This is a genomic window from Streptomyces albidicamelliae, from assembly GCF_025642175.1.
GTDB lineage: Bacteria > Actinomycetota > Actinomycetes > Streptomycetales > Streptomycetaceae > Streptomyces > Streptomyces albidocamelliae.
Genome location: NZ_CP106795.1, coordinates 6,035,059 through 6,061,392 on the forward strand (window position 1 = coordinate 6,035,059; position 26,334 = coordinate 6,061,392).

General features: G+C 68.0%; 16 protein-coding genes, 1 tRNA gene and 3 rRNA genes. 14 read left to right on the forward strand and 6 right to left on the reverse strand.

The window, feature by feature from the left end:
• Positions 1-114 precede the first annotated feature (114 nt).
• A complete protein-coding gene (gene eccCa, locus N8I86_RS27650; RefSeq protein WP_263278947.1) occupies positions 115-4,089 on the reverse strand; it encodes a type VII secretion protein EccCa in 3,975 nt (1,324 codons plus the stop codon).
• Positions 4,090-4,424: 335 nt separating this feature from the next.
• Between eccCa and eccD the strand changes: the two genes are divergently transcribed.
• Entirely contained in the window at positions 4,425-5,933 is a 1,509-nt protein-coding gene (gene eccD, locus N8I86_RS27655; RefSeq protein ID WP_073890462.1) for a type VII secretion integral membrane protein EccD, read from the forward strand.
• Positions 5,934-5,998: 65 nt separating this feature from the next.
• Here eccD and N8I86_RS27660 read toward each other — a convergent pair whose 3' ends face one another.
• Positions 5,999-6,292 carry a DUF397 domain-containing protein gene (locus tag N8I86_RS27660; protein ID WP_263278948.1) on the reverse strand — a complete coding sequence of 98 codons (294 nt, stop codon included), beginning with the start codon at positions 6,290-6,292 and terminating at the stop codon, positions 5,999-6,001.
• Positions 6,293-6,556: 264 nt separating this feature from the next.
• Here N8I86_RS27660 and rpsO point away from each other — a divergent pair, with 264 nt between their 5' ends.
• The 5 genes from rpsO (at position 6,557) to N8I86_RS27685 (ending at position 12,025) form a co-directional block, all read left to right on the forward strand.
• Positions 6,557-6,844, forward strand: a complete 288-nt coding sequence (gene rpsO / locus N8I86_RS27665; RefSeq protein ID WP_030041128.1) for a 30S ribosomal protein S15 — start codon at positions 6,557-6,559, stop codon at positions 6,842-6,844.
• Positions 6,845-7,186: 342 nt separating this feature from the next.
• Positions 7,187-9,406 (forward strand): polyribonucleotide nucleotidyltransferase, encoded by a 2,220-nt coding sequence (locus N8I86_RS27670; RefSeq protein WP_123436489.1) that lies wholly within the window; start codon positions 7,187-7,189, stop codon positions 9,404-9,406.
• On the forward strand, positions 9,403-10,782 hold the full coding sequence (locus N8I86_RS27675) for a M16 family metallopeptidase (RefSeq protein WP_073890173.1): 1,380 nt from the start codon (positions 9,403-9,405) through the stop codon (positions 10,780-10,782). Before N8I86_RS27670 ends, N8I86_RS27675 begins: the two co-directional genes overlap by 4 nt.
• A gap of 26 nt (positions 10,783-10,808) precedes the next feature.
• On the forward strand, positions 10,809-11,561 hold the full coding sequence (gene dapB, locus N8I86_RS27680) for a 4-hydroxy-tetrahydrodipicolinate reductase (protein ID WP_073890175.1): 753 nt from the start codon (positions 10,809-10,811) through the stop codon (positions 11,559-11,561).
• An 11-nt stretch (positions 11,562-11,572) separates the two neighbouring features.
• Entirely contained in the window at positions 11,573-12,025 is a 453-nt protein-coding gene (locus tag N8I86_RS27685) for a tetratricopeptide repeat protein (RefSeq protein ID WP_263278949.1), read from the forward strand.
• Between the two features lie 71 nt (positions 12,026-12,096).
• On the opposite strand, the gene N8I86_RS27690 is transcribed toward N8I86_RS27685, so the two are convergent.
• Both N8I86_RS27690 and N8I86_RS27695 read right to left on the reverse strand, forming a co-directional pair.
• Positions 12,097-12,666, reverse strand: coding sequence for a hypothetical protein (locus tag N8I86_RS27690; RefSeq protein ID WP_073890179.1), 570 nt, complete (start codon positions 12,664-12,666; stop codon positions 12,097-12,099).
• Between the two features lie 90 nt (positions 12,667-12,756).
• Entirely contained in the window at positions 12,757-12,993 is a 237-nt protein-coding gene (locus tag N8I86_RS27695; protein WP_073890181.1) for a hypothetical protein, read from the reverse strand.
• A gap of 177 nt (positions 12,994-13,170) precedes the next feature.
• On the opposite strand from N8I86_RS27695, the gene thyX reads away from it, so the two are divergent.
• The 3 genes from thyX (at position 13,171) to N8I86_RS27710 (ending at position 16,876) form a co-directional block, all read left to right on the forward strand.
• On the forward strand, positions 13,171-13,917 hold the full coding sequence (thyX, locus tag N8I86_RS27700) for an FAD-dependent thymidylate synthase (RefSeq protein ID WP_073890183.1): 747 nt from the start codon (positions 13,171-13,173) through the stop codon (positions 13,915-13,917).
• A 210-nt stretch (positions 13,918-14,127) separates the two neighbouring features.
• A complete protein-coding gene (gene dapA, locus N8I86_RS27705) occupies positions 14,128-15,027 on the forward strand; it encodes a 4-hydroxy-tetrahydrodipicolinate synthase (protein ID WP_073890185.1) in 900 nt (299 codons plus the stop codon).
• A 163-nt stretch (positions 15,028-15,190) separates the two neighbouring features.
• Positions 15,191-16,876 (forward strand): ribonuclease J, encoded by a 1,686-nt coding sequence (locus N8I86_RS27710; RefSeq protein ID WP_073890187.1) that lies wholly within the window; start codon positions 15,191-15,193, stop codon positions 16,874-16,876.
• A gap of 155 nt (positions 16,877-17,031) precedes the next feature.
• Here N8I86_RS27710 and N8I86_RS27715 read toward each other — a convergent pair whose 3' ends face one another.
• A complete protein-coding gene (locus N8I86_RS27715) occupies positions 17,032-17,313 on the reverse strand; it encodes a hypothetical protein (RefSeq protein ID WP_263278950.1) in 282 nt (93 codons plus the stop codon).
• A 59-nt stretch (positions 17,314-17,372) separates the two neighbouring features.
• Here N8I86_RS27715 and N8I86_RS27720 point away from each other — a divergent pair.
• The 5 genes from N8I86_RS27720 to N8I86_RS27740 all read left to right on the forward strand — a co-directional run bounded on the left by N8I86_RS27720 (position 17,373) and on the right by N8I86_RS27740 (position 23,457).
• Positions 17,373-18,897 (forward strand): 16S ribosomal RNA (locus N8I86_RS27720).
• A 305-nt stretch (positions 18,898-19,202) separates the two neighbouring features.
• Positions 19,203-22,319: ribosomal RNA gene (locus tag N8I86_RS27725) — 23S ribosomal RNA — on the forward strand.
• 86 nt (positions 22,320-22,405) lie between these two features.
• Positions 22,406-22,522 (forward strand): 5S ribosomal RNA (gene rrf / locus N8I86_RS27730).
• Together the 16S, 23S and 5S rRNA genes form the textbook arrangement of a ribosomal RNA operon.
• A gap of 114 nt (positions 22,523-22,636) precedes the next feature.
• Positions 22,637-23,299, forward strand: a complete 663-nt coding sequence (locus tag N8I86_RS27735; RefSeq protein WP_073897820.1) for a DegT/DnrJ/EryC1/StrS family aminotransferase — start codon at positions 22,637-22,639, stop codon at positions 23,297-23,299.
• Positions 23,300-23,381: 82 nt separating this feature from the next.
• Positions 23,382-23,457: transfer RNA gene (locus N8I86_RS27740), tRNA-Thr, on the forward strand.
• 36 nt (positions 23,458-23,493) lie between these two features.
• Here N8I86_RS27740 and N8I86_RS27745 read toward each other — a convergent pair.
• Positions 23,494-26,253: a SpoIIE family protein phosphatase gene (locus N8I86_RS27745; RefSeq protein ID WP_263278951.1), complete on the reverse strand. Its 2,760-nt coding sequence runs from the start codon at positions 26,251-26,253 to the stop codon at positions 23,494-23,496.
• Positions 26,254-26,334 lie beyond the last annotated feature (81 nt).

Consider the following 26,334-nt stretch of genomic DNA (forward strand, 5'->3'; position numbering starts at 1 on the left):
TCGCCGCTGAGTCTCCCGACGAGCAGTTCGTCATCACCAGACCGGCGGCCAGGAGCCCAGCGACGCGGACCAGGCCGGGGCGTACCCGTCCACCGCGCGGAGTCGTGCCGACGGTCAGTTCGTCCCGTCCGGCACGGCCCCCACCTGCACCATCGGCTTCCCCCGCTTCCGGGACACGAACACGCCCCGGCCCGCCGGCATCGGGCGGGGGCGGACGCCGCCCAGCAGGTCGCCCTCGGCCGGGTCGCCCGCGAGGACCACGCCCTGCGCGCCGAGTTCCTTGATGCGCTGCATGAAGGCCTCGTAGCCGGCGCGGCCGGCGCCCGCCGTGGAGCGGGCGATGATGAAGCGGACACCGACGTCGCGGGCGAACGGCAGCAGTTCCGTCAGCGCCGCCAGCGGGTTGCCGCTCGACGTGGACACGAGGTCGTAGTCGTCGATGACGACGTACACCGTGGGGCCCCGCCACCAGCTGCGGTCGCGCAACTGCTCCGGCGTCACGTCCGCCGTCGGCGTGCGGCGCTGCATCAGGTCCGCCAGCGCGTCCATGTGGTGCTGCATCTGGTTCGACATCGGGATGTACTCCGCCAGATGGGACGGCGGGGTCACGCCCAGCAGCGAGCGGCGGTTGTCGACGACGAACAGCTTGCAGGAGTTGCCGTCGTACCGCTCGGTGAGCCGCTTGATGAGCAGCCGCAGCAGGTTCGACTTGCCGGACTCGCTCTCACCGAACACCAGGAAGAACGGGTCCTGCTCGAAGTCCACGAACACCGGCTCGAGGTTGTCCTCGTCGAGGGCGAAGGAGACGCCCCGGTTCGGGAAGCGGTCGCCCGGGGGCAGCTGCGCCGCCGGGAACTCGCGCGGCAGCAGGCGTACCTCCGGTGCGCCCGGCTCCTGCCAGTGGCGGGCGACCTCCGCCGCGAGAGCGGTCGTCGCCTCCGCGAGGTCCGTGTCGGAGGAGAGGCCGTCGATGCGCGGGACCGCCGCCATGAAGTGCTGCTTCTGCGGGGTCTGGCCGCGTCCCGGGACACCGGTCGGCACGTTCGCCGCGACCTTGCGGTCGATCTCGGAGTCCATGGGGTCGCCCAGCCGCAGCTCCAGGCGGTTCATCAGGTGGTCCTTGAGGTTCGCGCGGACCTCCATGGCACGCGACGCCGTCAGGATCACGTGGATGCCGTAACCGAGGCCGCGCGCCGCGATGTCCAGGACCAGTGGCTCCAACGCCTCGTAGTCGGTGCGGAAGTTGCCCCAACCGTCGATGACCAGGAAGACGTCGCCCCAGGGCTGGTCGGCCACCGAGATGTCGCCCCGCGCGCGACGGGAGCGGAACTCCGCGATGGAGGAGATGCCCGCGGAGCGGAAGTACTCCTCGCGGCGGGTCATGACGCCGTACACCTCCGCCGTCGTACGCCGGACCTTCTCCGGGTCCAGACGCGAGGCGACACCACCCACGTGCGGCAGGCCGGCCACCGCGGCCAGACCGCCACCGCCGAAGTCCAGCCCGTAGAACTGCACCTCGTGCGGGGTGTGGGTGAGCGCGAACGACGCGATCAGCGAGCGCAGCAGCGTCGACTTCCCGGACTGCGGACCGCCGATGATCTGCATGTGGCCGGCCGCGCCGCCGAAGTCGACCCACAGCGGGTCGCGCCGCTGCTCGTACGGCTTGTCGACGAGACCGGCCGGGACGACCAGCCGGCCCGCGCCCTCGTAGCCCGGCTGCGTCATGCCGCGGCCGGCGACCGGCGCCAGCCCGGGCAGCAGCCCGTCGAGCGACGGCGGGCTGTCCAGCGGGGGCAGCCACACCTGGTGGGCGGCCGGGCCCTGCGCCTCCAGCCGCCGCACGATCACGTCGAGCACGGTGTCGGCGAGCGCGTCGTCCTGCCGCTCGTCGGGCTCCTCCCGGCGCTGCTGGGGGATCGACACGTACCGCACCGGTACGTCGGCCGCCGTGAACAGCACCGGCCGGCGGTCGACGGGCAGCGGACCGCCGAACGCCGCGGCCGCCTGCGAACTCGTGCGGTACACGCCGGAGACGTACGCCGCCTTGAACCGGACCATTTCGTCCGTGCCGAACTTCAGGAAGCCGGAACCCGGGACGTTCGGCAGCTCGTAGGCGTCCGGGACGCCGAGCGCGGCACGCGACTCCGCCGCCGAGAACGTCCGCAGACCGATGCGGTAGGACAGATACGTCTCCAGACCCCGCAGCCGGCCCTCCTCCAGGCGCTGCGAGGCCAGCAGCAGGTGCACGCCCAGCGACCGGCCGATGCGGCCGATCTGCACGAACATCTCGATGAAGTCCGGCTTCGCGGTGAGCAGTTCGCTGAACTCGTCGATGACCAGGACCAGGGACGGGATCGGCTGCAGCGGGGCACCCGCCGCGCGCGCCTTCTCGTAGTCGTGGATGTTCGCGTAGTTGCCCGCGTCGCGGAGCATCTCCTGGCGGCGGTTGAGCTCGCCGCGGATCGAGTCGCCCATGCGGTCGACCAGGGTGAGGTCGTCCGCGAGGTTGGTGATCACGGCCGCGACGTGCGGCATCTGGGCCATGCCGGCGAACGTGGCACCGCCCTTGAAGTCGGCGAGGACGAAGTTCAGCGTCTCGGAGGAATGGGTCACGGCGAGGCCGAGGACCAGCGTGCGCAGCAGCTCCGACTTGCCGGAACCGGTCGCGCCGACACACAGGCCGTGCGGGCCCATGCCCTCCTGGGCCGCCTCCTTGAGGTCGAGCATCACGGGCCGGCCGTCCTCGCCGAGACCGATCGGCACGCGCAGCCGCTCCGACTGCGAACGCGGCCGCCACGTCCGCTTGGTGTCGACGGAGGCCGCGTCGCCCAGGTTCAGCAGATCCGTGAACTCCAGGTTGGCGAGCAGCGGTTCGTCGTCGTCGCCGCCCGACGCCACGCGCAGCGGCGCCAGTTGACGCGCGAGGGCCTCCGCGGCCTCGTACGACAGGACGTCCGGCGTCCCCTCGTAGACCATGCCGTGCCCCGACTCCAGGCGCAGCTCGGCGGGTGTCACGACGACGGAGAGGTCGCCGCGGCCGGTGGTGAGGTCACCGGGCACGACCTCCAGGACGGTCACACCCTGCAGGCCCTCGGGGTTGGCCAGCAGCGACGACGGCGGCAGGGAGATGCCGTCGAGCACCACCACCAGATGCGGCTGCTCGGGGACCGGGGGACCCCCGGGGTGGAAACGCGGGCGGCCCTCCAGGCGGGAGGCGAGGCGGTCCTCCAGGCCGACGGGGTCCGTGGTGATCAGGCGCACGCTGCCGGCGCCGTCGGCGAGGCCCGGGGCCTGCACGTGCGGCAGCCACTTGGCCCACTCCCACTCGGAAGCCGACTCGCGTCCGGTGACGACGGCGAGCACCAGGTCCTCGGGGGAGTGCAGGGAGGCGAGGGAACCGGCGACGGCACGGGCGGTGCCCCGCACGGTGGCCGGCTCACCGCTGATCGTCACGTGGTAGAAGGCGCGCAGCGAGACCGCCATCGGCAGGTCGTCGAGGGTGCTGTGGGTGGCCACGAAACGCTGCATGGCGCCGGCGGTCAGCGGCTCCAACTCGTCGACCGGCGCGGTCTGCGGCGGGATCAGGGCGGTGGCCAGGGCCTGCGGGCCGAGGCCCACCCGGACCTGCCCGAAGTCCTCGTCGCCGGTGCGCCGTTCCCACACCCGGCTGCCCTCGGCGACCAGCGCCCACAGTTGCTCCGGCGAAGGGTGCAGGTAGTACTGGGCGTCGCGCTGGGACTTCGCGGTGTCCAGGGCGGCGCGCCGGGTCTGCGACAGGTAACGCAGGTAGTCACGGCGCATGTCGGCCATCTGCCCCTGGTTGCCGCGGCGGTAGCGGATGAGCATCGAGATGCCCATCGCGATCGTCGAGGCCACCATCACCATGCCCATGATCTTCATGAAGGGCTGGGCCTGGGGGTTGAAGAAGAACACCACGGATCCACCCATGCCGAGCATGGGCAGGAGCTGCATCAGCGCGCCTTCCTGCTGTCCGCGCGGAAGTTCCGGCGGAGCCTGCAGGATCACCTCGTCCGTGGGCACTTCCTTCGGCAGTGCCCGTGGCGGGCGCTTGACGACGATGTGGCTCACTACGCACCAATTCCCTTGCCGGACCGAGATGTTTCGTCCGCCGCCCCGTGTCAGGCGGACGTGGACCGCGAAGCGCGATCCTACTGACAACCACCGGCAACGCCGGGCGGTAGGGTGCCGTGAGACGCGTGAGCAGTTGCGAATCGTTCTGGGAAAACCCGGGCATTTGGCAACGGTTCGCAGCAGGTGCCACCCCGCGAACCCCGGATGCGGCCGCCCGGTCGGCCGGCGGAGCGCGGGGCGCCGCACAACCTGCACAGGATCTTTACGGGCGGAAGGGTGCGCGGCGGCACCGGGAGCCGCCCCACACCGACGAGGGGGAACAGCAGGTGAGCATGACGGCCTCCGCGCCGGCCGGCGCGACCGGTGGACCGGGCTCCGGAGCCCCTTCCGGGGCGGGCATGGGGTTCGGCTTCTGCCGGGTCACCATCGTGGCGCCCGACAGCCGCATCGACGTGGCCCTGCCCGACGACGTGCCGGTCGCCGACCTGTATCCGGAGATCCTGCGCCTGTCGCAGCAGAGCCCCGCCGAGGGCGCCCCGGTCGGCTACCACCTCGTCCGCCGGGACGGCACCGTCCTCGACGGCGCCCGCTCGTTCACGGCCCAGCGCATCCTCGACGGCGAGCTGCTGACCCTGCGCCCGTTCGCCGAGTCGCTGCCCCCCGCCGTCCTCGACGACGTCTCCGAGGCGGTGGCCGCCGCCGTCACCCGCGACCGCACCCTGTGGGGCGGCGACCTCACCCGCGCCGCCGGGCTCGTCGCGGGCGGCGTCCTGCCCGTGCTCCTCGCGTTCGTCGCCTGGAGCTCGCAGGTCCACCACGACATGTACAGCCTCCAGGGCATCATCGCGGGCGTCACCGGCATCCTGCTGGTCACCATGGCCTGCGTACGCGCACGTGTGTACGACGACCGGGGCTCCGCGGTCGCCCTGGGGCTCGGCGCCCTGCCCAACGTCGGCGTGGCCGGCTCGGGGCTGCTGCCGCTCTCCGCCGGCGAGGGCATCGGACGACTGCAGTTCCTGCTCGCCTGCACGGCGGTCCTGGTCGCCGCCCTGGTGCTCACCCTGGTCTCACCGGGCGGCGACGGACCCTTCGTGGCGTTCGTCTTCGCCGGCGCCATCGGCCTGATCACCAGCTTCATCGCGATCCTCACCGACCTGCGGCCCATCGAGACGGCCGCGATCTGCGCCCCGCTGTCGGTCGTGGCGCTGGCCTTCCTGCCTGGCCTGTCCATGCGGTTCGCGCGGCTGCCCATCGGCTTCGAACCGCCGAACCCCTCGCGCGCCGGCTACGACAGCGGCGAGCCCGCCGCGCAGGAGCCGGTGGACGCCGAGCGGGTGGCCGCACAGGCCCGGCGCGGCCACGAACTCCTCGTCGGCCTGGTCGGCGGCTGCGCCCTCGTCGCCGTGGGGGCGTCGATCGTCCTCGGCTTCTCCAGCGACGCCTGGGCCCAGCTCCTCGCCCTGGCCACGGGCGTCGCGATGCTGATGCGCGCACACCTGTTCCGCTACACCGCCCAGGTCGGCGCGACCCTCGCCGCGGGTTTCGCCGCGATCGTCTTCCTCGGTCTCGGGCTCGCCCTGAACCCGCCCCGCGGCTACCTGATCGACGCCCTCCAGGGCCACGCCACCGACCTCGACATCCGCAGCGTCTGGCTCGCCGCGGCGGTCGGCGCGGCCACGGTCCTGGTCACCGCGATCGGCCTCGTCACCCCGCGCCGCGGTGTCACCCCCTTCTGGGGCCGCTTCCTGGAGATCGCCGAGAGCTTCGTCCTGCTCACGCTGATCCCGCTCGCCCTCGCCGTCTTCGACGTGTACGCCCGGGCACGGGCGATGACCAGCTGACGCCCGCGCGGAGCGGAACGGGGAGAGGGGCGGCACGCACGCGTGCCGCCCCCTCCCCGTTCACGTCACTGCGCCGCGAGGCCCCCGTTGCGCTCCGTCGGCTCCAGGTCGAACTCCCCGTCCCGCGCGCCCAGGACGAACGCCCGCCACTCCGCCTCGGTGTACCGCAGCACGGTCCCGGGGTCGAGGGAGGAGCGCATCGCCACCGCACCACCGGGCAGGTAGGCGATCTCGACCCGCTCCTCGTGCTCCTCGGTGCCCGGCGCGCCCTGCCACTCGACGTCCGAGATGTCGAGCGCGTAGAGCTCGTCGCGCTCCCGCTCCTTGCGCGCCCTGATCTCCGCTTCCGTCTCCGTCATCCTGCAGCGATCCCCTTCCGGGTGCGTACGTACCGGCGCTCACCCTAGTGGCGGCCGGTACGCCACCAGAGCGGTTCCGGGACGGGGTGAAAGCAGGCCGCCGTCCCCTGGTACCCTGAGTGACGGCCGTTCGTGTACGCACCCCCGGAACCGTCCAGGTTCTGGAGGCCGCGCCCAGCGGATCCCCGCCTTCCGAGTAACGGAAGCTCCCTCGAGACGTAGACCGGGGGCACTCGGTGGCCATTCACATCATGAGGAGTACGCGTGTCGCTCGACGCCGCCACGAAGAAGCAGATCATCTCCGAGTTCGGTACCAAGGAGGGTGACACCGGCTCCCCCGAGGTCCAGGTCGCCATGCTCTCCCGTCGGATCTCCGACCTGACGGAGCACCTGAAGACCCACAAGCACGACCACCACTCCCGCCGTGGCCTGCTGATCCTCGTCGGTCAGCGCCGCCGGCTGCTGCAGTACCTGGCGAAGAAGGACATCCAGCGCTTCCGTGCGCTGGTCGACCGCCTCGGCATCCGCCGTGGTGCGGCGGGCGCCAAGTAGTACGCCGTGGAGGGAGCGGTTCCCGGGAAGCTCGGGGACCGCTCCCTTTGCCGTACGCGGGGCCTGTTCACGCGTACGGGACCTCCGTCGTACCGAGGGAAACGTGCGGAGTGTCACTCACGCTTTGTAGTGTGGTAGCACAACGCATTACGGACGACACAGCACGACAATGAACAAGGAGATGCGCACCTCGCCGCCGCCGGTCCTCGGTAGTGGCCCCCGGGGGGAAGCGAGCCCCGGGTGCTTCGATCGAAGACCGGCCCGCACAGCCCGGCGCGCTTCTCCGCAACCGTCCCCCTGCCACACGGGCAGAGACGGGACGAAGACGAGGAGAAAACGCTAGTGGAGAACGAGACCCACTACGCCGAGGCCGTCATCGACAATGGCGCCTTCGGCACCCGCACCATCCGCTTCGAGACGGGCCGCCTGGCCAAGCAGGCCGCCGGCTCCGCCGTGGCGTACCTGGACGACGACACCATGGTGCTGTCGGCCACCACCGCCTCCAAGAACCCCAAGGACCAGCTCGACTTCTTCCCCCTCACGGTGGACGTCGAGGAGCGGATGTACGCCGCCGGCAAGATCCCCGGCAGCTTCTTCCGCCGTGAGGGCCGGCCGAGCGAGGACGCGATCCTCACCTGCCGCCTGATCGACCGCCCGCTGCGCCCGTCCTTCAAGAAGGGCCTGCGCAACGAGATCCAGGTCGTCGCCACGATCATGGCGCTCAACCCCGACCACCTGTACGACGTCGTCGCGATCAACGCCGCGTCCGCGTCCACGCAGCTGGCCGGCCTGCCCTTCTCCGGCCCGATCGGCGGCGTCCGCGTCGCGCTGATCAGCGGCCAGTGGGTCGCGTTCCCGACGCACACCGAGCTCGAGGACGCGGTCTTCGACATGGTGGTCGCCGGCCGCGTCCTGGAGGACGGCGACGTCGCGATCATGATGGTCGAGGCCGAGGCCACCGACAAGACCATCCAGCTGGTCAAGGGCGGCGCCGAGGCGCCGACCGAGGAGGTCGTCGCCGCCGGTCTGGAAGCCGCGAAGCCCTTCATCAAGGTGCTCTGCCGCGCCCAGGCCGACCTCGCCGCCAAGGCCGCGAAGCCGACCGGTGAGTTCCCGATCTTCCTCGACTACCAGGACGACGTCCTGGAGGCGCTCACCGCCGCCGTCCGCCCGGAGCTCGCCTCCGCGCTGACCATCGCCGGCAAGCAGGAGCGCGAGGCCGAGCTGGACCGCGTCAAGGCGCTCGCCGCCGAGAAGCTCCTGCCGGAGTTCGAGGGCCGCGAGAAGGAGATCTCCGCCGCGTATCGCTCGCTCACCAAGCAGCTGGTCCGTGAGCGCGTGATCAAGGAGAAGAAGCGCATCGACGGCCGCGGTGTCACCGACATCCGCACCCTGGCCGCCGAGGTCGAGGCCATCCCGCGCGTGCACGGCTCCGCGGTGTTCGAGCGTGGCGAGACCCAGATCCTGGGCGTCACCACCCTCAACATGCTCCGCATGGAGCAGCAGCTGGACACCCTCTCCCCGGTGACCCGCAAGCGCTACATGCACAACTACAACTTCCCGCCGTACTCCACCGGCGAGACCGGCCGCGTCGGCTCCCCGAAGCGCCGCGAGATCGGCCACGGCGCCCTCGCCGAGCGCGCCCTCGTGCCGGTCCTGCCGACGCGCGAGGAGTTCCCGTACGCGATCCGCCAGGTCTCCGAGGCGCTGAGCTCCAACGGCTCGACGTCCATGGGCTCGGTGTGCGCGTCCACCATGTCGCTGCTGAACGCCGGTGTGCCGCTCAAGGCCCCCGTCGCCGGTATCGCCATGGGCCTCATCTCCCAGGAGATCGAGGGCGAGACGCACTACGTCACCCTCACCGACATCCTCGGTGCGGAGGACGCCTTCGGCGACATGGACTTCAAGGTCGCCGGCACCAAGGAGTTCGTGACCGCCCTCCAGCTCGACACCAAGCTGGACGGCATCCCGGCCTCCGTCCTGGCCGCCGCCCTGAAGCAGGCCCGTGACGCCCGCCTCCACATCCTCGACGTGATGATGGAAGCGATCGACACGCCGGACGAGATGTCCCCGAACGCCCCGCGGATCATCACCGTCAAGATCCCGGTGGACAAGATCGGTGAGGTCATCGGCCCCAAGGGCAAGATGATCAACCAGATCCAGGAGGACACCGGCGCCGAGATCACGATCGAGGACGACGGCACGATCTACATCGGTGCCGCCGACGGCCCGGCCGCCGAGGCCGCCCGCGCCACGATCAACGGCATCGCCAACCCGACGATGCCCGAGGTCGGCGAGCGCTACCTGGGTACCGTCGTGAAGACGACCACCTTCGGCGCGTTCGTCTCCCTGCTGCCCGGCAAGGACGGTCTGCTGCACATCTCGCAGATCCGCAAGCTCGCCGGCGGCAAGCGCGTGGAGAACGTCGAGGACGTCCTCGGTGTGGGCCAGAAGGTCCAGGTCGAGATCGCCGAGATCGACTCCCGCGGCAAGCTCTCCCTCATCCCCGTGATCGAGGGCGAGGAAGGCGACGACACCGCGAAGGACGACGCCGAACAGTGACGTCCCGTAGCTCCAGGACGACGGCCCGCACCTCTTCGGAGGCGCGGGCCGTCGCCCGTACCCAAACCCTCGTCAAGGGCACGGGCGGCATCGGCACGGTCCGCAAGACCACCCTCCCGGGCGGCCTGCGCATCGTCACCGAGACCCTGCCCTCGGTCCGCTCGGCGACCTTCGGCATCTGGGCGCACGTCGGCTCCCGGGACGAGACCCCGGCCCTGAACGGCGCCACGCACTACCTGGAGCACCTGCTCTTCAAGGGCACCTCCAAGCGCAGCGCGCTGGACATCTCCGCCGCACTCGACGCGGTCGGCGGCGAGATGAACGCGTTCACGGCGAAGGAGTACACGTGCTACTACGCGCGCGTGCTCGACACCGACCTGCCGCTCGCCATAGACGTCGTCTGCGACATGCTGACGGACTCGCTCATCCTCGAGGAGGACGTCAACGTCGAGCGGGGCGCGATCCTCGAAGAGATCGCGATGACCGAGGACGACCCGGGCGACTGCGTGCACGACCTGTTCGCGCACACCATGTTCGGCGACAACGCCCTCGGCCGCCCGGTCCTCGGCACGGTCGACACGGTCAACGCCCTCACCGCGGACCGCATCCGCCGCTTCTACAAGAAGCACTACGACCCGACCCACCTCGTGGTCGCCTGCGCCGGCAACATCGACCACGGCAAGGTCGTCCGGCAGGTCCGCGCCGCGTTCGAGAAGTCGGGCGCCCTGAAGAACCCGGACGCCCAGCCGATCGCCCCCCGCGACGGCCGCCGGACCATCCGCGCCACCGGAAAGGTCGAACTGCTCGGCCGCAAGACCGAGCAGGCGCACGTCGTCCTCGGCATGCCGGGTCTCGCCCGCACCGACGACCGCCGCTGGGCCATGGGCGTGCTGAACACCGCCCTCGGCGGCGGCATGTCCTCCCGCCTGTTCCAGGAGGTCCGGGAGAAGCGCGGCCTCGCCTACAGCGTGTACTCGTACACCTCGGGCTTCGCCGACTGCGGCCTGTTCGGCGTGTACGCCGGCTGCCGGCCGAGCCAGGTCCACGACGTGCTGAAGATCTGCCGGGACGAACTCGACCACGTCGCGCAGAACGGCCTCACCGACGACGAGATCGGCCGCGCCATCGGTCAGCTCCGGGGTTCCACGGTCCTGGGCCTGGAGGACACCGGCGCGCTGATGAACCGTATCGGCAAGAGCGAGCTGTGCTGGGGCGAGCAGATGTCCGTCGACGACATGCTGGGCCGGATAGCCGCGGTCACCCCGGACGAGGTCCGGTCGGTCGCCCGCGACATCCTGGGACAGCGTCCGTCGCTGTCCGTCATCGGCCCGCTGAAGGACAAGCAGGCCTCCCGGCTGCACGACGCGGTCGCCTGAATCACCACCGGTAAGGAAGCAGGAACATGAGCAAGCTGCGCGTGGCGGTCCTCGGTGCCAGGGGCCGGATCGGATCCGAGGCGGTCAAGGCGATCGAGGCCGCCGAGGACCTGGAACTGGTCGGCGCCCTCGGACGGGGCGACAAGCTGGAGACGCTGGCGGAGGCCGGCGCCCAGGTCGCCGTCGAACTCACCACCCCCGCCTCCGTCATGGGCAACCTCGACTTCTGCGTGCGCCACGGCATCCACGCGGTCGTCGGTACGACGGGCTGGACCGAGGACCGCCTCACGCAGCTGAAGGGCTGGCTCGCCCAGTCCCCGCAGACCGGTGTGCTCATCGCGCCCAACTTCTCCATCGGCGCCGTCCTGACGATGAAGTTCGCGCAGATCGCCGCGCCGTACTTCGAGTCGGTCGAGGTCGTCGAACTGCACCACCCGAACAAGGTGGACGCCCCCTCCGGCACCGCCACGCGCACCGCGCAGCTCATCGCCGAGGCGCGCCGGGCGGCCGGCACCGCCCCGGCGCCGGACGCCACGGTCACCGCGCTGGACGGCGCCCGCGGCGCCTCCGTCGACGGCGTCCCGGTGCACGCGGTCCGCCTGCGCGGCCTGCTGGCCCACCAGGAGGTGCTGCTCGGCGGCGAGGGCGAGACCCTCACCGTCCGCCACGACTCCCTGCACCACAGCAGCTTCATGCCGGGCATCCTGCTCGGCGCACGCCGTGTGGTGACCACTCCGGGCCTGACCTTCGGCCTGGAGAACTTCCTGGACCTGAGCTGACACCCACCCCCATGCGCGCGAAGATCACCTACCTCGTCACGGCCGCCGTCCTCGTCTTCTACTTCGTCCTGGTCGGCAGCCGCGGCGTGATGCTCATCCAGTACGGCACGCTCCTCACCGTCACCTTCGGGGTGGCCGTGCTGATCCTGCCGTTCATCGGCCTGTGGTTCCTCTGGAAGAACACCCAGTTCGTCCGCCGGGCCAACCAGCTCGCCGCCGCACTCGAGGCCGAGGGCGGCCTGCCCGTCGACGAACTGAAGCGCACCGCGAGCGGCCGTATCGACCGCGATTCGGCCGACGAGGTCTTCGCCCGGCGCAAGGCCGAGACCGAGGCGGCCCCCGACGACTGGCGCTCCTGGTTCCGGCTCGCCGTCGCCTACCACGACGCCCGCGACACCCCCCGCGCCCGCAAGGCGATGCAACGGGCGATCGCCCTCCACGCGGGCAGGACCCCGCAGGTGTAACCGCGACCGTCGACCCCGGCAGCCGCCTTCCGCGGAGGAGCCGACGGCGCTCCCAGACCTGGGAAAACGATTCAGCCGCGCCGGTACTCCGCCGCCCACGCCTCCACCGTGTCCGCGGCCCGGTCGAAGGCCGTCGGGCGGCCCAGGAAGTCCAGGGTGTGCGTGGTCGTCAGGGGCGCCGTGTCGTCGGACCGGCGGTCCTTGCGGACGAGCGCCAGCGCCTGCCCCTGCACCGTCCGCGGCAGCCCCAGCCAGCGCACCGGCTGCTGCACCGTACGCACCGAGACGACCCGCGCCCACGGCACCGTCCGCGTCGTCAGGAAGCCGACCTGGCGCAGCCCGTGCCCGCTGACCCACACTCCCATGCGCAGCAGCCGCAGGGAGCCGGCGATGACGGCCAGACCCGTGACGAGGACCGCCGCCGAGGACGAGGAGCCGTCGGAGGAGAACGAATGCGTCAGGGCGATGAGCACGGCCGCGAACAGCACGAACGAGGCGAGAAGCAACCCCAGCGCGGCCGCGCCCACACGCCACGGGCCGGGCCGGTAGGGGCGCCGCCAGCGCTCCCTGTCGTCGTAGGGCAGCGCGCTCTCGGATGCCGTCTCGAAGCTGCGGTCGGCCGTCAGAAAGGGCAGGGGCACGGCTGGTCCTCACTCGCTCCTCGCGTGGGCTGTGCCCGGTGAGGCTATCCGGCCAGGTTCCCGCTCACCAGCCTTGAGCGTCCGGAAGAGTCAGTGCCCCTGTGACGCCTGGGACTGCTGAGCCGGCTTGCCGACCGGCGTCGAGAGCGCGGGCATGGCGAGCACCAGCGCGCCGATCAGCCCGGCGACCAGGGTGAGGCCCAGCAGCCAGCGCCCGGCCACCTCACCCAGGGAAGCCCGTCCACGGGGCGGGGGAGTGACATTGCTGCGGAACCTGTCGGCCTCGGCCAGGAAGGCGAAGGGCACGGGCTCACGCCGACGGAACATGGTGGTTCCCTCTCCTTTCGGGTTTTCGCATCGAACGTGCGGTCCTCGCCGATACAGACGCTCGAAGGACACAAAAGGTGCCCATGTCCGAAAAAATAGCCGCTGTGACTTCTGGGGCGAGGTACTGCACCAGGCCCCCGCGGGTGCCCCGTAAGGTGGGCGCGAACCACAGAAGTGATGGGAAGGACCCCAACCCCCGTGACCACCGAGTCGCTCACGTTCCGCAGTGACGTCACCGTCGAGCTGGTGAAGTCCAGCGCGTCGGACGCCGACGTCCTCTTCGCCGCCCGCGTCTCCACCGCCGGCGAGCAGTCCCTGGACGAGCTGAAGAAGGACCCCGAGCGCTCCAAGGGCCTGATCAACTACCTGATGCGCGACCGGCACGGCAGCCCGTTCGAGCACAACTCGATGACCTTCTTCATCAGCGCCCCGATCTTCGTCTTCCGCGAGTTCATGCGGCACCGGGTCGGCTGGTCGTACAACGAGGAGTCCGGCCGCTACCGCGAGCTGGAGCCCGTCTTCTACGTCCCCGACGCCTCCCGCAAGCTCGTCCAGGAGGGCCGCCCGGGCAAGTACGTCTTCGTCGAGGGCACCCCCGCCCAGTACGAGGCGGTCAGCGGCACCCTGCGCGACTCCTACGAGCAGGCGTACGCGGCCTACCAGAAGATGCTCGCCGAGGGCGTCGCCCGCGAGGTCGCCCGCGCGGCGCTCCCCGTCGGCCTCTTCTCGTCGATGTACGCCACCTGCAACGCCCGCTCGCTGATGCACTTCCTCGGCCTGCGCACCCAGCACGAGCTGGCCAAGGTGCCGTCCTTCCCGCAGCGGGAGATCGAGATGGTCGGCGAGAGGATGGAGGCGGAGTGGGCGAAGCTCATGCCGCTGACCTACGCAGCCTTCAATGCGAACGGGCGTGTGGCCCCGTAACGAAGCCCTGTTCCGCACCCGAAACGGATGTACGGATCAGCCTCGCGAGGTGTCCGTATTGCGGCATTTAGAGAAGTTCATCTAGCCTGATCAAACGGACCCGGCACTGCTTGAACCCCCGAGCAGGCAGTGCCGGGCTCCTTATTTGTCCTGACTTTCCCGGCACCCCGAGGGCAGACCACGCGTTGAGCACCGAGTAGCGTGTAACCCATGGCTCCGACCTCCACTCCGCAGACCCCCTTCGGGCGGGTCCTCACCGCCATGGTCACGCCCTTCACGGCGGACGGCGCACTCGACCTCGACGGCGCGCAGCGGCTCGCCGCCCACCTGGTGGACGCAGGCAACGACGGCCTGATCATCAACGGCACCACCGGCGAGTCCCCCACCACCAGCGACGCGGAGAAAGCGGACCTCGTACGAGCCGTCCTGGAAGCCGTCGGCGACCGCGCCCACGTGGTGGCCGGTGTCGGCACCAACGACACCCGCCACAGCATCGAGCTGGCCCGCGAGGCGGAGCGCATCGGAGCCCACGGCCTCCTGGTCGTCACGCCGTACTACAACAAGCCCCCGCAGGAGGGCCTGTACCGGCACTTCACCACCGTCGCCGACGCCACCGGCCTGCCGGTGATGCTGTACGACATCCCGGGCCGCAGCGGCGTCCCGATCAACACCGAGACGCTGGTCCGCCTCGCCGAGCACCCCCGGATCGTCGCCAACAAGGACGCCAAGGGCGACCTCGGCCGCGCCGGCTGGGCCATCGCGCAGTCCGGCCTCGCCTGGTACTCCGGCGACGACATGCTGAACCTGCCGCTGCTCTCCGTGGGCGCGGTCGGCTTCGTCTCCGTCGTCGGCCACGTCGTCACCCCTGACCTGCGCGCCCTCGTAGAGGCCTACACCTCGGGCGACGTCGTCAAGGCCACCGAGATCCACCAGAAGCTCCTCCCGGTCTACACCGGCATGTTCCGCACGCAGGGCGTCATGACGACGAAGGCCGCGCTCGCCCTCCAGGGCCTGCCGGCCGGACCCCTGCGGGCGCCCATGGTCGAGTGCTCGCCCGAGGAGATCGCACAGCTCAAGATCGATCTTGCCGCCGGCGGGGTACAGCTCTGACAACAGACTTCGCACCGCGCGGGCCCCACAGGCTTCACAACTGAAGAACAACTGCATACGCGGGACACGGTGCCCGCACCCCACAACGACAACTGCTTCTGCACGAACGTCATGCGCGCCACGTGCCGTACCGGTACGTGGCGCGCGTGGTGAGGAGAGTCTTTTGAGTCATCCGCATCCCGAACTCGGTTCCCCGCCGCCGCTCCCCGAGGGCGGCCTCCGGGTCACCCCGCTCGGCGGTCTCGGTGAGATCGGCCGAAACATGACGGTCTTCGAGTACGGGGGCCGTCTGCTGATCGTCGACTGCGGAGTGCTCTTCCCCGAGGAGGAGCAGCCCGGAATCGACCTGATTCTGCCGGACTTCTCGTCCATCCGGGACCGCCTCGACGACATCGAGGGCATCGTGCTCACGCACGGCCACGAGGACCACATCGGCGGCGTCCCCTTCCTGCTCCGCGAGAAGCCGGACATCCCGCTGATCGGCTCCAAGCTGACCCTCGCCCTGATCGAGGCCAAGCTCCAGGAGCACCGGATCCGCCCGTACACGCTAGAGGTGGCGGAGGGGAACCGGGAACGCATCGGCCCCTTCGACTGCGAGTTCGTCGCCGTCAACCACTCCATCCCGGACGCGCTCGCGGTCGCCATCCGCACGCCGGCCGGCATGGTGGTCCACACCGGCGACTTCAAGATGGACCAGCTCCCGCTGGACAACCGGCTCACCGACCTCCACGCCTTCGCACGGCTGAGCGAGGAGGGCATCGACCTCCTGCTCGCCGACTCGACGAACGCCGAGGTGCCGGGCTTCGTCCCGCCCGAGCGCGACATCTCCAACGTCCTGCGGCAGGTCTTCGCCGGCGCCCGCAAGCGGATCATCGTGGCGAGCTTCGCCAGCCACGTCCACCGCATCCAGCAGATCCTGGACGCCGCCCACGAGTACGGCCGCCGGGTCGCCTTCGTCGGCCGCTCCATGGTCCGCAACATGGGCATCGCCCGGGACCTCGGCTACCTGAAGGTCCCGCCGGGTCTGGTGGTCGACGTCAAGACGCTCGACGACCTGCCCGACCACCAGGTGGTGCTGGTCTGCACGGGCTCCCAGGGCGAGCCGATGGCGGCCCTGTCCCGCATGGCCAACCGGGACCACCAGATCCGCATCGTCGACGGCGACACGGTCATCCTGGCGTCCTCGCTGATCCCCGGTAACGAGAACGCGGTCTACCGGGTGATCAACGGCCTGACCCGCTGGGGCGCCAACGTCGTCCACAAGGGCAACGCCAAGGTGCACGTCTCCGGCCACGCGTCCGCGGGCGAGCTGCTGTACTTCTACAACATCTGCCGCCCGAAGAACCTGATGCCCGTCCACGGCGAATGGCGCCACCTGCGCGCCAACGCGGAGCTGGGCGCGCTCACGGGTGTCCCGCACGACCGGATCGTCATCGCCGAGGACGGCGTGGCGGTGGACCTGATCGAAGGCAAGGCCAAGATCTCCGGGAAGGTCCAGGCCGGTTACGTCTACGTGGACGGCCTCTCCGTCGGTGACGTCGGTGAGCCGGCCCTCAAGGACCGCAAGATCCTCGGGGACGAGGGCATCATCTCGGTCTTCGTGGTCGTCGACTCCTCGACCGGCAAGATCACCGGTGGCCCGCACGTGCAGGCCCGCGGCTCCGGCATCGAGGACGCGGCCTTCGCCGACGTCCTGCCGAAGATCACCGAGGTCCTGGAACGCTCGGCGCAGGACGGTGTCGTGGAGCCCCACCAGCTCCAGCAGCTCATCCGCCGCACCCTCGGCAAGTGGGTCTCGGACACCTATCGCCGCAGGCCGATGATCCTGCCGGTGGTGGTCGAGGTCTGACGGTCCTACGACCGCTCGTCCGCGTGAACCCGGAGCGGGGCCCCTCGATTTGCATCGGGGCGCCCCGCTCCAGTACGTTTACGGCTCTGCCCGACCGGGAACCCCAGCACTTCATGCGCTGGACACAGGTGCCCGGAGGGGGTGGGAAATCCGGCTCAGAACTTCTGATAAAGTCGGAACCGCCGGAAAGGGAAACGCGAAAGCGAGAACCTGGAAAGCGCCGAGGAAATCGGATCGGAAAGATCTGATAGAGTCGGAAACACCGAAGGGAAGCCCGGAGGAAAGCCCGAGAGGGTGAGTACAAAGGAAGCGACCGTTCCTTGAGAACTCAACAGCGTGCCAAAAATCAACGCCAGATTAGTTGATACCCCGTCTCCGGTCGTCACGATCGGGACGAGGTTCCTTTGAAAAAACACAGCGAGGACGCTGTGAACCATCGGACTATTCCTCCGGTGGTTCCGCTCTCGTGCGTGTTCATCCCGATTACGGGAAAACATTCACGGAGAGTTTGATCCTGGCTCAGGACGAACGCTGGCGGCGTGCTTAACACATGCAAGTCGAACGATGAACCACTTCGGTGGGGATTAGTGGCGAACGGGTGAGTAACACGTGGGCAATCTGCCCTTCACTCTGGGACAAGCCCTGGAAACGGGGTCTAATACCGGATATCACTCCTGCAGGCATCTGCGGGGGTCGAAAGCTCCGGCGGTGAAGGATGAGCCCGCGGCCTATCAGCTTGTTGGTGAGGTAATGGCTCACCAAGGCGACGACGGGTAGCCGGCCTGAGAGGGCGACCGGCCACACTGGGACTGAGACACGGCCCAGACTCCTACGGGAGGCAGCAGTGGGGAATATTGCACAATGGGCGAAAGCCTGATGCAGCGACGCCGCGTGAGGGATGACGGCCTTCGGGTTGTAAACCTCTTTCAGCAGGGAAGAAGCGAAAGTGACGGTACCTGCAGAAGAAGCGCCGGCTAACTACGTGCCAGCAGCCGCGGTAATACGTAGGGCGCAAGCGTTGTCCGGAATTATTGGGCGTAAAGAGCTCGTAGGCGGCTTGTCACGTCGGGTGTGAAAGCCCGGGGCTTAACCCCGGGTCTGCATTCGATACGGGCAGGCTAGAGTGTGGTAGGGGAGATCGGAATTCCTGGTGTAGCGGTGAAATGCGCAGATATCAGGAGGAACACCGGTGGCGAAGGCGGATCTCTGGGCCATTACTGACGCTGAGGAGCGAAAGCGTGGGGAGCGAACAGGATTAGATACCCTGGTAGTCCACGCCGTAAACGGTGGGAACTAGGTGTTGGCGACATTCCACGTCGTCGGTGCCGCAGCTAACGCATTAAGTTCCCCGCCTGGGGAGTACGGCCGCAAGGCTAAAACTCAAAGGAATTGACGGGGGCCCGCACAAGCAGCGGAGCATGTGGCTTAATTCGACGCAACGCGAAGAACCTTACCAAGGCTTGACATACACCGGAAACGTCTGGAGACAGGCGCCCCCTTGTGGTCGGTGTACAGGTGGTGCATGGCTGTCGTCAGCTCGTGTCGTGAGATGTTGGGTTAAGTCCCGCAACGAGCGCAACCCTTGTCCTGTGTTGCCAGCATGCCCTTCGGGGTGATGGGGACTCACAGGAGACCGCCGGGGTCAACTCGGGGAAGGTGGGGACGACGTCAAGTCATCATGCCCCTTATGTCTTGGGCTGCACACGTGCTACAATGGCCGGTACAATGAGCTGCGATACCGTGAGGTGGAGCGAATCTCAAAAAGCCGGTCTCAGTTCGGATTGGGGTCTGCAACTCGACCCCATGAAGTCGGAGTTGCTAGTAATCGCAGATCAGCATTGCTGCGGTGAATACGTTCCCGGGCCTTGTACACACCGCCCGTCACGTCACGAAAGTTGGTAACACCCGAAGCCGGTGGCCCAACCCCTTGTGGGAGGGAGCTGTCGAAGGTGGGACTAGCGATTGGGACGAAGTCGTAACAAGGTAGCCGTACCGGAAGGTGCGGCTGGATCACCTCCTTTCTAAGGAGCACTTCTCACCAGCTTCGGTTGGTCAGAGGCCAGTACATCGGCGAATGTTCGATGCTGGTTGCTCATGGGTGGAACGTTGATTATTCGGCCGGATGTCACGGGTCGGAGGCTGCAAGTACTGCTCGCAAGAGCGTGGAAAGCATGATCTTCGGACGGGATCCGGTCGGGCACGCTGTTGGGTGTCTGAGGGAATGATCTTCCTTCAGTCGCCGGCCCCAGTAAACTCACTGGTTTCCAGTGGGGTGATGGGTGGCTGGTCGTTGTTTGAGAACTGCACAGTGAACGCGAGCATCTGTGGCCAAGTTTTTAAGGGCGCACGGTGGATGCCTTGGCACCAGGAACCGATGAAGGACGTGGGAGGCCACGATAGTCCCCGGGGAGTCGTCAACCAGGCTTTGATCCGGGGGTTTCCGAATGGGGAAACCCGGCAGTCGTCATGGGCTGTCACCCGCTGCTGAACACATAGGCAGTGTGGAGGGAACGAGGGGAAGTGAAACATCTCAGTACCCTCAGGAAGAGAAAACAACCGTGATTCCGGGAGTAGTGGCGAGCGAAACCGGATGAGGCCAAACCGTATGCGTGTGAGACCCGGCAGGGGTTGCGCATGCGGGGTTGTGGGATCTCTCTTCTGCGGTCTGCCGGCCGTAGGACGAGTCAGAAACCGTTGATGTAGGCGAAGGACATGCGAAAGGTCCGGCGTAGAGGGTAAGACCCCCGTAGTCGAAACGTCAGCGGCTCGTTTGAGAGACACCCAAGTAGCACGGGGCCCGAGAAATCCCGTGTGAATCTGGCGGGACCACCCGCTAAGCCTAAATATTCCCTGGTGACCGATAGCGGATAGTACCGTGAGGGAATGGTGAAAAGTACCGCGGGAGCGGAGTGAAATAGTACCTGAAACCGTGTGCCTACAAGCCGTGGGAGCGTCGGGATCTTCGGATCCTCGTGACTGCGTGCCTTTTGAAGAATGAGCCTGCGAGTTTGCGGTGTGTTGCGAGGTTAACCCGGGTGGGGAAGCCGTAGCGAAAGCGAGTCCGAATAGGGCGTTTCAGTAGCACGCTCAAGACCCGAAGCGGAGTGATCTAGCCATGGGCAGGTTGAAGCGGAGGTAAGACTTCGTGGAGGACCGAACCCACCAGGGTTGAAAACCTGGGGGATGACCTGTGGTTAGGGGTGAAAGGCCAATCAAACTCCGTGATAGCTGGTTCTCCCCGAAATGCATTTAGGTGCAGCGTCGTGTGTTTCTTGCCGGAGGTAGAGCACTGGATAGGCGATGGGCCCTACCGGGTTACTGACCTTAGCCAAACTCCGAATGCCGGTAAGTGAGAGCGCGGCAGTGAGACTGTGGGGGATAAGCTCCATGGTCGAGAGGGAAACAGCCCAGAGCATCGACTAAGGCCCCTAAGCGTACGCTAAGTGGGAAAGGATGTGGAGTCGCACAGACAACCAGGAGGTTGGCTTAGAAGCAGCCACCCTTGAAAGAGTGCGTAATAGCTCACTGGTCTAGTGATTCCGCGCCGACAATGTAGCGGGGCTCAAGCGTACCGCCGAAGTCGTGTCATTCATACGGATAGCCCCAACGGGTGTATGGATGGGTAGGGGAGCGTCGTCTGCCGGGTGAAGCAGCACCGGAAGGTAGTTGTGGACGGTTGACGAGTGAGAATGCAGGCATGAGTAGCGATACAAACGTGAGAAACGTTTGCGCCGATTGACTAAGGGTTCCTGGGTCAAGCTGATCTGCCCAGGGTAAGTCGGGACCTAAGGCGAGGCCGACAGGCGTAGTCGATGGATAACCGGTTGATATTCCGGTACCCGCTGTGAAGCGTCAAACATCGAGCATCGTGATGCTAAGGCCGTGAAGCCGCCCTGATCTCTTCGGAGTTGAGGGGAGTGGTGGAGCCGCCGAACCAAGCGGTTAGTAGGTGAGTGATGGGGTGACGCAGGAAGGTAGTCCATCCCGGGCGGTGGTTGTCCCGGGGTAAGGGTGTAGGACGCAAGGTAGGTAAATCCGCCTTGCACATAGTCTGAGACCTGATGCCGAGCCGATTGTGGTGAAGTGGATGATCCTATGCTGTCGAGAAAAGCCTCTAGCGAGTTTCATGGCGGCCCGTACCCTAAACCGACTCAGGTGGTCAGGTAGAGAATACCGAGGCGTTCGGGTGAACTATGGTTAAGGAACTCGGCAAAATGCCCCCGTAACTTCGGGAGAAGGGGGGCCACACTCGGTGATCCGATTTACTCGGTGAGCTGGGGGTGGCCGCAGAGACCAGCGAGAAGCGACTGTTTACTAAAAACACAGGTCCGTGCGAAGCCGTAAGGCGATGTATACGGACTGACGCCTGCCCGGTGCTGGAACGTTAAGGGGACCGGTTAGCTCCATTTCGGTGGGGCGAAGCTGAGAACTTAAGCGCCAGTAAACGGCGGTGGTAACTATAACCATCCTAAGGTAGCGAAATTCCTTGTCGGGTAAGTTCCGACCTGCACGAATGGCGTAACGACTTCTCGACTGTCTCAACCATAGGCCCGGTGAAATTGCACTACGAGTAAAGATGCTCGTTTCGCGCAGCAGGACGGAAAGACCCCGGGACCTTTACTACAGTTTGATATTGGTGTTCGGTTCGGCTTGTGTAGGATAGCTGGGAGACTTTGAAGCAGCCACGCCAGTGGTTGTGGAGTCGTCGTTGAAATACCAGTCTGGTCGTGCTGGATGTCTAACCTGGGTCCGTGATCCGGATCAGGGACAGTGTCTGATGGGTAGTTTAACTGGGGCGGTTGCCTCCCAAAGGGTAACGGAGGCGCCCAAAGGTTCCCTCAGCCTGGTTGGTAATCAGGTGTTGAGTGTAAGTGCACAAGGGAGCTTGACTGTGAGACCGACGGGTCGAGCAGGGACGAAAGTCGGGACTAGTGATCCGGCGGTGGCTTGTGGAAGCGCCGTCGCTCAACGGATAAAAGGTACCCCGGGGATAACAGGCTGATCTTCCCCAAGAGTCCATATCGACGGGATGGTTTGGCACCTCGATGTCGGCTCGTCGCATCCTGGGGCTGGAGTCGGTCCCAAGGGTTGGGCTGTTCGCCCATTAAAGCGGTACGCGAGCTGGGTTTAGAACGTCGTGAGACAGTTCGGTCCCTATCCGCTGTGCGCGTAGGAATATTGAGAAGGGCTGTCCCTAGTACGAGAGGACCGGGACGGACGAACCTCTGGTGTGCCAGTTGTTCTGCCAAGGGCATGGCTGGTTGGCTACGTTCGGGAGGGATAACCGCTGAAAGCATCTAAGCGGGAAGCCTGCTTCGAGATGAGTATTCCCACCTCCTTGAGAGGGTAAGGCTCCCAGTAGACGACTGGGTTGATAGGCCAGATATGGAAGCCGGGTAACCGGTGGAGTTGACTGGTACTAATAGGCCGAGGGCTTGTCCATTGATGCTCGCGTTCACTGTGTTGGTTCTGAAACCACGACCAGGTCGCCGCCGTGTGGTGGCGTTTCGGTTGAGAGTTTCATAGTGTTTCGGTGGTCATAGCGTGAGGGAAACGCCCGGTTACATTCCGAACCCGGAAGCTAAGCCTCACAGCGCCGATGGTACTGCAGGGGGGACCCTGTGGGAGAGTAGGACGCCGCCGAACAAATTTTGAAAAGGTCGGATCCTGAACTTCGGTTCAGGGTCCGGCCTTTTTCTGTTTCGCGTAACGTGTCGTTCACGTTGCGCACCGAGCATCCCAGACATGGGAACTGCAGCAATGCTCAGGGCCGCCGGCGTCGGAGTCGGTGACGAGGTCGTCGTACCGGCCTTCGGGAACGTCGAGGTCGCCGAGGCCGTGACCCTGGCGGGCGCGCTGCCGGTGTTCGCCGACATAGACCCGCAGACCTACTGCCTCGACCCGCACGCGGTCGAGGCCGCCACAAGCGCGCGTACGGCCGCGGTCGTTGTCGTGCACCGCTTCGGACGGCACGCGGACATCGGGCAGTTGCACGCGCTCGGGCAGCGGCACGGGTTGCTGATCCTGGAGCAGGGCGAGTCCGAGGCGCCGTACGACGAGATAGCGCAGCGCAGGGAGCGGGCCGCCTACCTCGACGCCAAACTCAAGGGCGTACGGACCCCGGACGGCGGTGACGGACACACCTACCAGCAGTACGTGGTGCGGGTGCCCGGCAACGGCCGGCCGGACCGGGACGCCTTCGCCCGGGCCGTGCGCGCCAAGGGTGTCGAGTGCCGAGTACCGGTGAAGACGCCCGTGCACCGGCTGCCGGAGTTCCGTCGGTACGTCTCGCTGCCGCAGACCGAGCTGGCCGCCGACGAAACCCTCGCGCTGCCCGTGGACGCCTCCCTCACCAAGCGGGAGATGCAGCGCATCGTCTCCGCCTGCAACGCACTCGGCGGACTGCTCCAGCCCGCCTTCTGAACGGTCACCGAACGAATTTGGGAACCGGGGCCGGTTCGGGGTACAGTTCCTTCGTCGCCGCGAGGGAAACCTCAAAGGCCAGGCCCCTATAGCTCAGTCGGTAGAGCGTCTCCATGGTAAGGAGAAGGTCAACGGTTCGATTCCGTTTGGGGGCTCCAGCAGAAAAGCCCCGCCCTTTCGGGCGGGGCTTTTTCTTATGCCTCCTGGTGGATTCCCGGCACCCGCATGGCCAGAATCGCCATGTCGTCGGACGGTGCGTCCGACGCGAAGCGCTCCACCGCGCGCATGATGCGCGCCGCGACCGCACCGGCCGTCAGTCCCGTGCAAGTGGTGAGCACGTCGGCGAGACCGTCGTCGCCCAGCATCCGCGTCCCCTCACGGCGCTCGGTGACGCCGTCCGTGACGCAGAGCAGCACGTCACCCGGGTCGAGGGTGACGGTCTCCTCGTAGAGCTCCAGATCCTCGATGACACCCAGCAGCGGCTGCGGTTCGGCCGCGGCGGCCACCGTGCCGTCCTGGCGCAGCCGCAGTGGAAGCGGGTGGCCGGCGCAGACGACCTTCATCTCGGCGCTGCCGTCCTCCTGCGGGCGCAGCTCGCCGTAGAGGAGGGTCAGGAAGCGGCTGCGGTCGCCCTCGTCGAGGATCGCGGAGTTCAGGCGCTCCAGGACGGCCGGGCCGCTGAGGCCCTCCCGGGCCAGCAGGCGCAGCGCGTGCCGGGCGAGACCGGTGACCGCCGCCGCGTTGGGTCCCGTACCGCAGACGTCGCCGATGGCGAAGCCGTACGCGCCCTCGCCGATGGGGAAGACGTCGTAGAAGTCGCCGCCGACCTCGTTGCCCTCGCCGGCCGCGCGGTAGATGACCTCGACCTCGACACCGTCGATGTGCGGGGTGCCGGGCGGGAGCAGGCTGCGCTGGAGGGCCTGGCTGATGGCCGTACGCTCCGAGTAGAGACGGGCGTTGTCCAGGGCGAGGGCGGCCCGGCGGCTCAGGTCCTCGGCGAGCTCCAGGATCTCCTGGCGGAAGTGCTCGTCGGTGGGCTTGCCGAGGGTCAGCATGCCGATGACGCGGTTGCGGGCCACCAGCGGCAGGACGACCGTCTCGCCGCCGACCGCGCCGGCCGTCGCCAGGGTCGGGCCGATGCCCGAGGCGACCTGGCGGGTGGGGCCGCCGGAGAGGCCGAGGCTGCGCATCGACGTGCGCAGGGCCGCCTGGTGGGCGACCTCGGCGGGCGCCGTCCAGACCCGGGCGCCGGGCGTGGGCACCGGGTCCGGCGGGGAGATCTTCGACAGCAACGACTTGATGCCGTCGATGAGTTCCTCGTCCTCGTGCAGGACGTAGGACAGGTACGGCTCGGAGGCCTGGTCGGCGATGGTGTACACCGCGCACCAGGTGGCCAGCGTAGGGACGGTCATCTGGGCCATGAGGGCCAGCGTCTGGTCCCGGTCCAGGGTGCCGGCGAGCAGGTCGGAGGCCTCGACGAGGAAGCTCAGGGAGCCGCGGCGCAGCCGTTCCAGCTCGCCGAGCCGCGCCGACTCGACGGCCAGGGCGATCCGGTCGGCCGCGAACTGCAGGCGCAGCGCCTCCTCGTTGGAGTACCGGCCCGGTGCCTCGGCGGCGACGCCGAGGGAGCCGGTGAGGCGGCCCTCGACCTTGAGCGGGACCGTGACGACCGAGCGCATCCCGGTGCCCGAGAGCAGCGGCACGGCGCCGGGGACCGCGTTGAGGTCGTCGTGGACGGCCGGCATGCGGGCGGAGCCGTAGCGGCCGGGGCCGGCCTCCACGGGGACGCGGGCGAAGCGCTGGCGGGCGGAGGGCAGGCCGGTCGAGGCGCGGACCTCCAGCTCCGTCTCGTCGTCCGTGGCGAGCAGCAGGAACGCGGAGTCGCCGTCGAGCATGTCGCGGGCGCGTTCCACCGTGCGCTGCAGCAGGCCGTCGAGATCGTCGGGGGCGGGGGAGCCGATGAACACCTCGAACGGGTCGGTGCTCTGCCCGTCCGACGTCTGCGGCTGGTCGCCGGCCGGTACACGCGTCGGCGTCTGCAGGACGGCCCGCTCGTGATCGCGTACGAGGAGGCAGACGGTGGAGGGCTCGCCGCCGGTGTCGCGGACTCTGAGGTGGGAGGCGTACACGTGGACCACCCGGCCGTCGGCGCCGCGAATGCCGTAGCTGCCCTCCCAGCGCGAGAGCTGGAGCGCCTCGGCGACGCCGGTGCCGGTGCCCGGGGTGTGCGGCCAGGCCGCGAGTTCGGTGAGGGGCCTGCCGATGACCTCGGCGGGCGGGTAGCCGAAGACTTCCTCGGCGTCCTCGTTCCAGGCGGAGATCGCGCCCTTGCGGTCGACCTGGACGACCGCGACGCGGACCCGGCCGTCGGCCAGGGGGAGGAGGCCGACCGGCAGGGCGGGGCCCGCGCTGCGGGTGCCGACCGCGCGCTCGGGCAGGTTGAGCTGGAACCAGACGTTCTTGTGGGTGGGGGTGTAGTCGACGCCCCAGCGGGTGGCGAGGGCCGCGCAGAGCTGGAGGCCGCGGCCGCCCTCACGGTCCGGGTTGCCCATGGGGGCCGCGACGCTCTGGATCGGGACCTCGCGCTCCGGGTAGCGGTCGGAGACCTCGACGCGCACACCGTCCTCGGTGCGCAGGCACAGCACCTCCGCGTGCGTCCCCGCGTGGACGACCGCGTTGGTCACCAGCTCACTGGTGAGGACCACCGCGTCGTCGACGATGTCGGCGAAGCCCCAGCCCTGAAGGGTGTCGCGGACGAAGGACCGGGCGGTCGCGACCGATCGTCCGACGGGCTCGAAGCTGGCGGCCGCGCGCGCGGTGATCACAGAACTCCTCGACCGGTTGTCGACGTGCAGGTCTCCGGGGCCGCCCGGCTCGCGCCGCTGCTGCGGCATCAGCTCGTCCGTCGGCCGTTGCTCCGGGGGCTGTTCCCCGGGGATCAGTCCGGTGGTCATGGTCTGCGGCCGCCCCTCCGATGCCCGCTCGTGCTCGTGCCACCGCCCAGGCCGGTCGGACCGGTGCGGCTGGACAGCCGC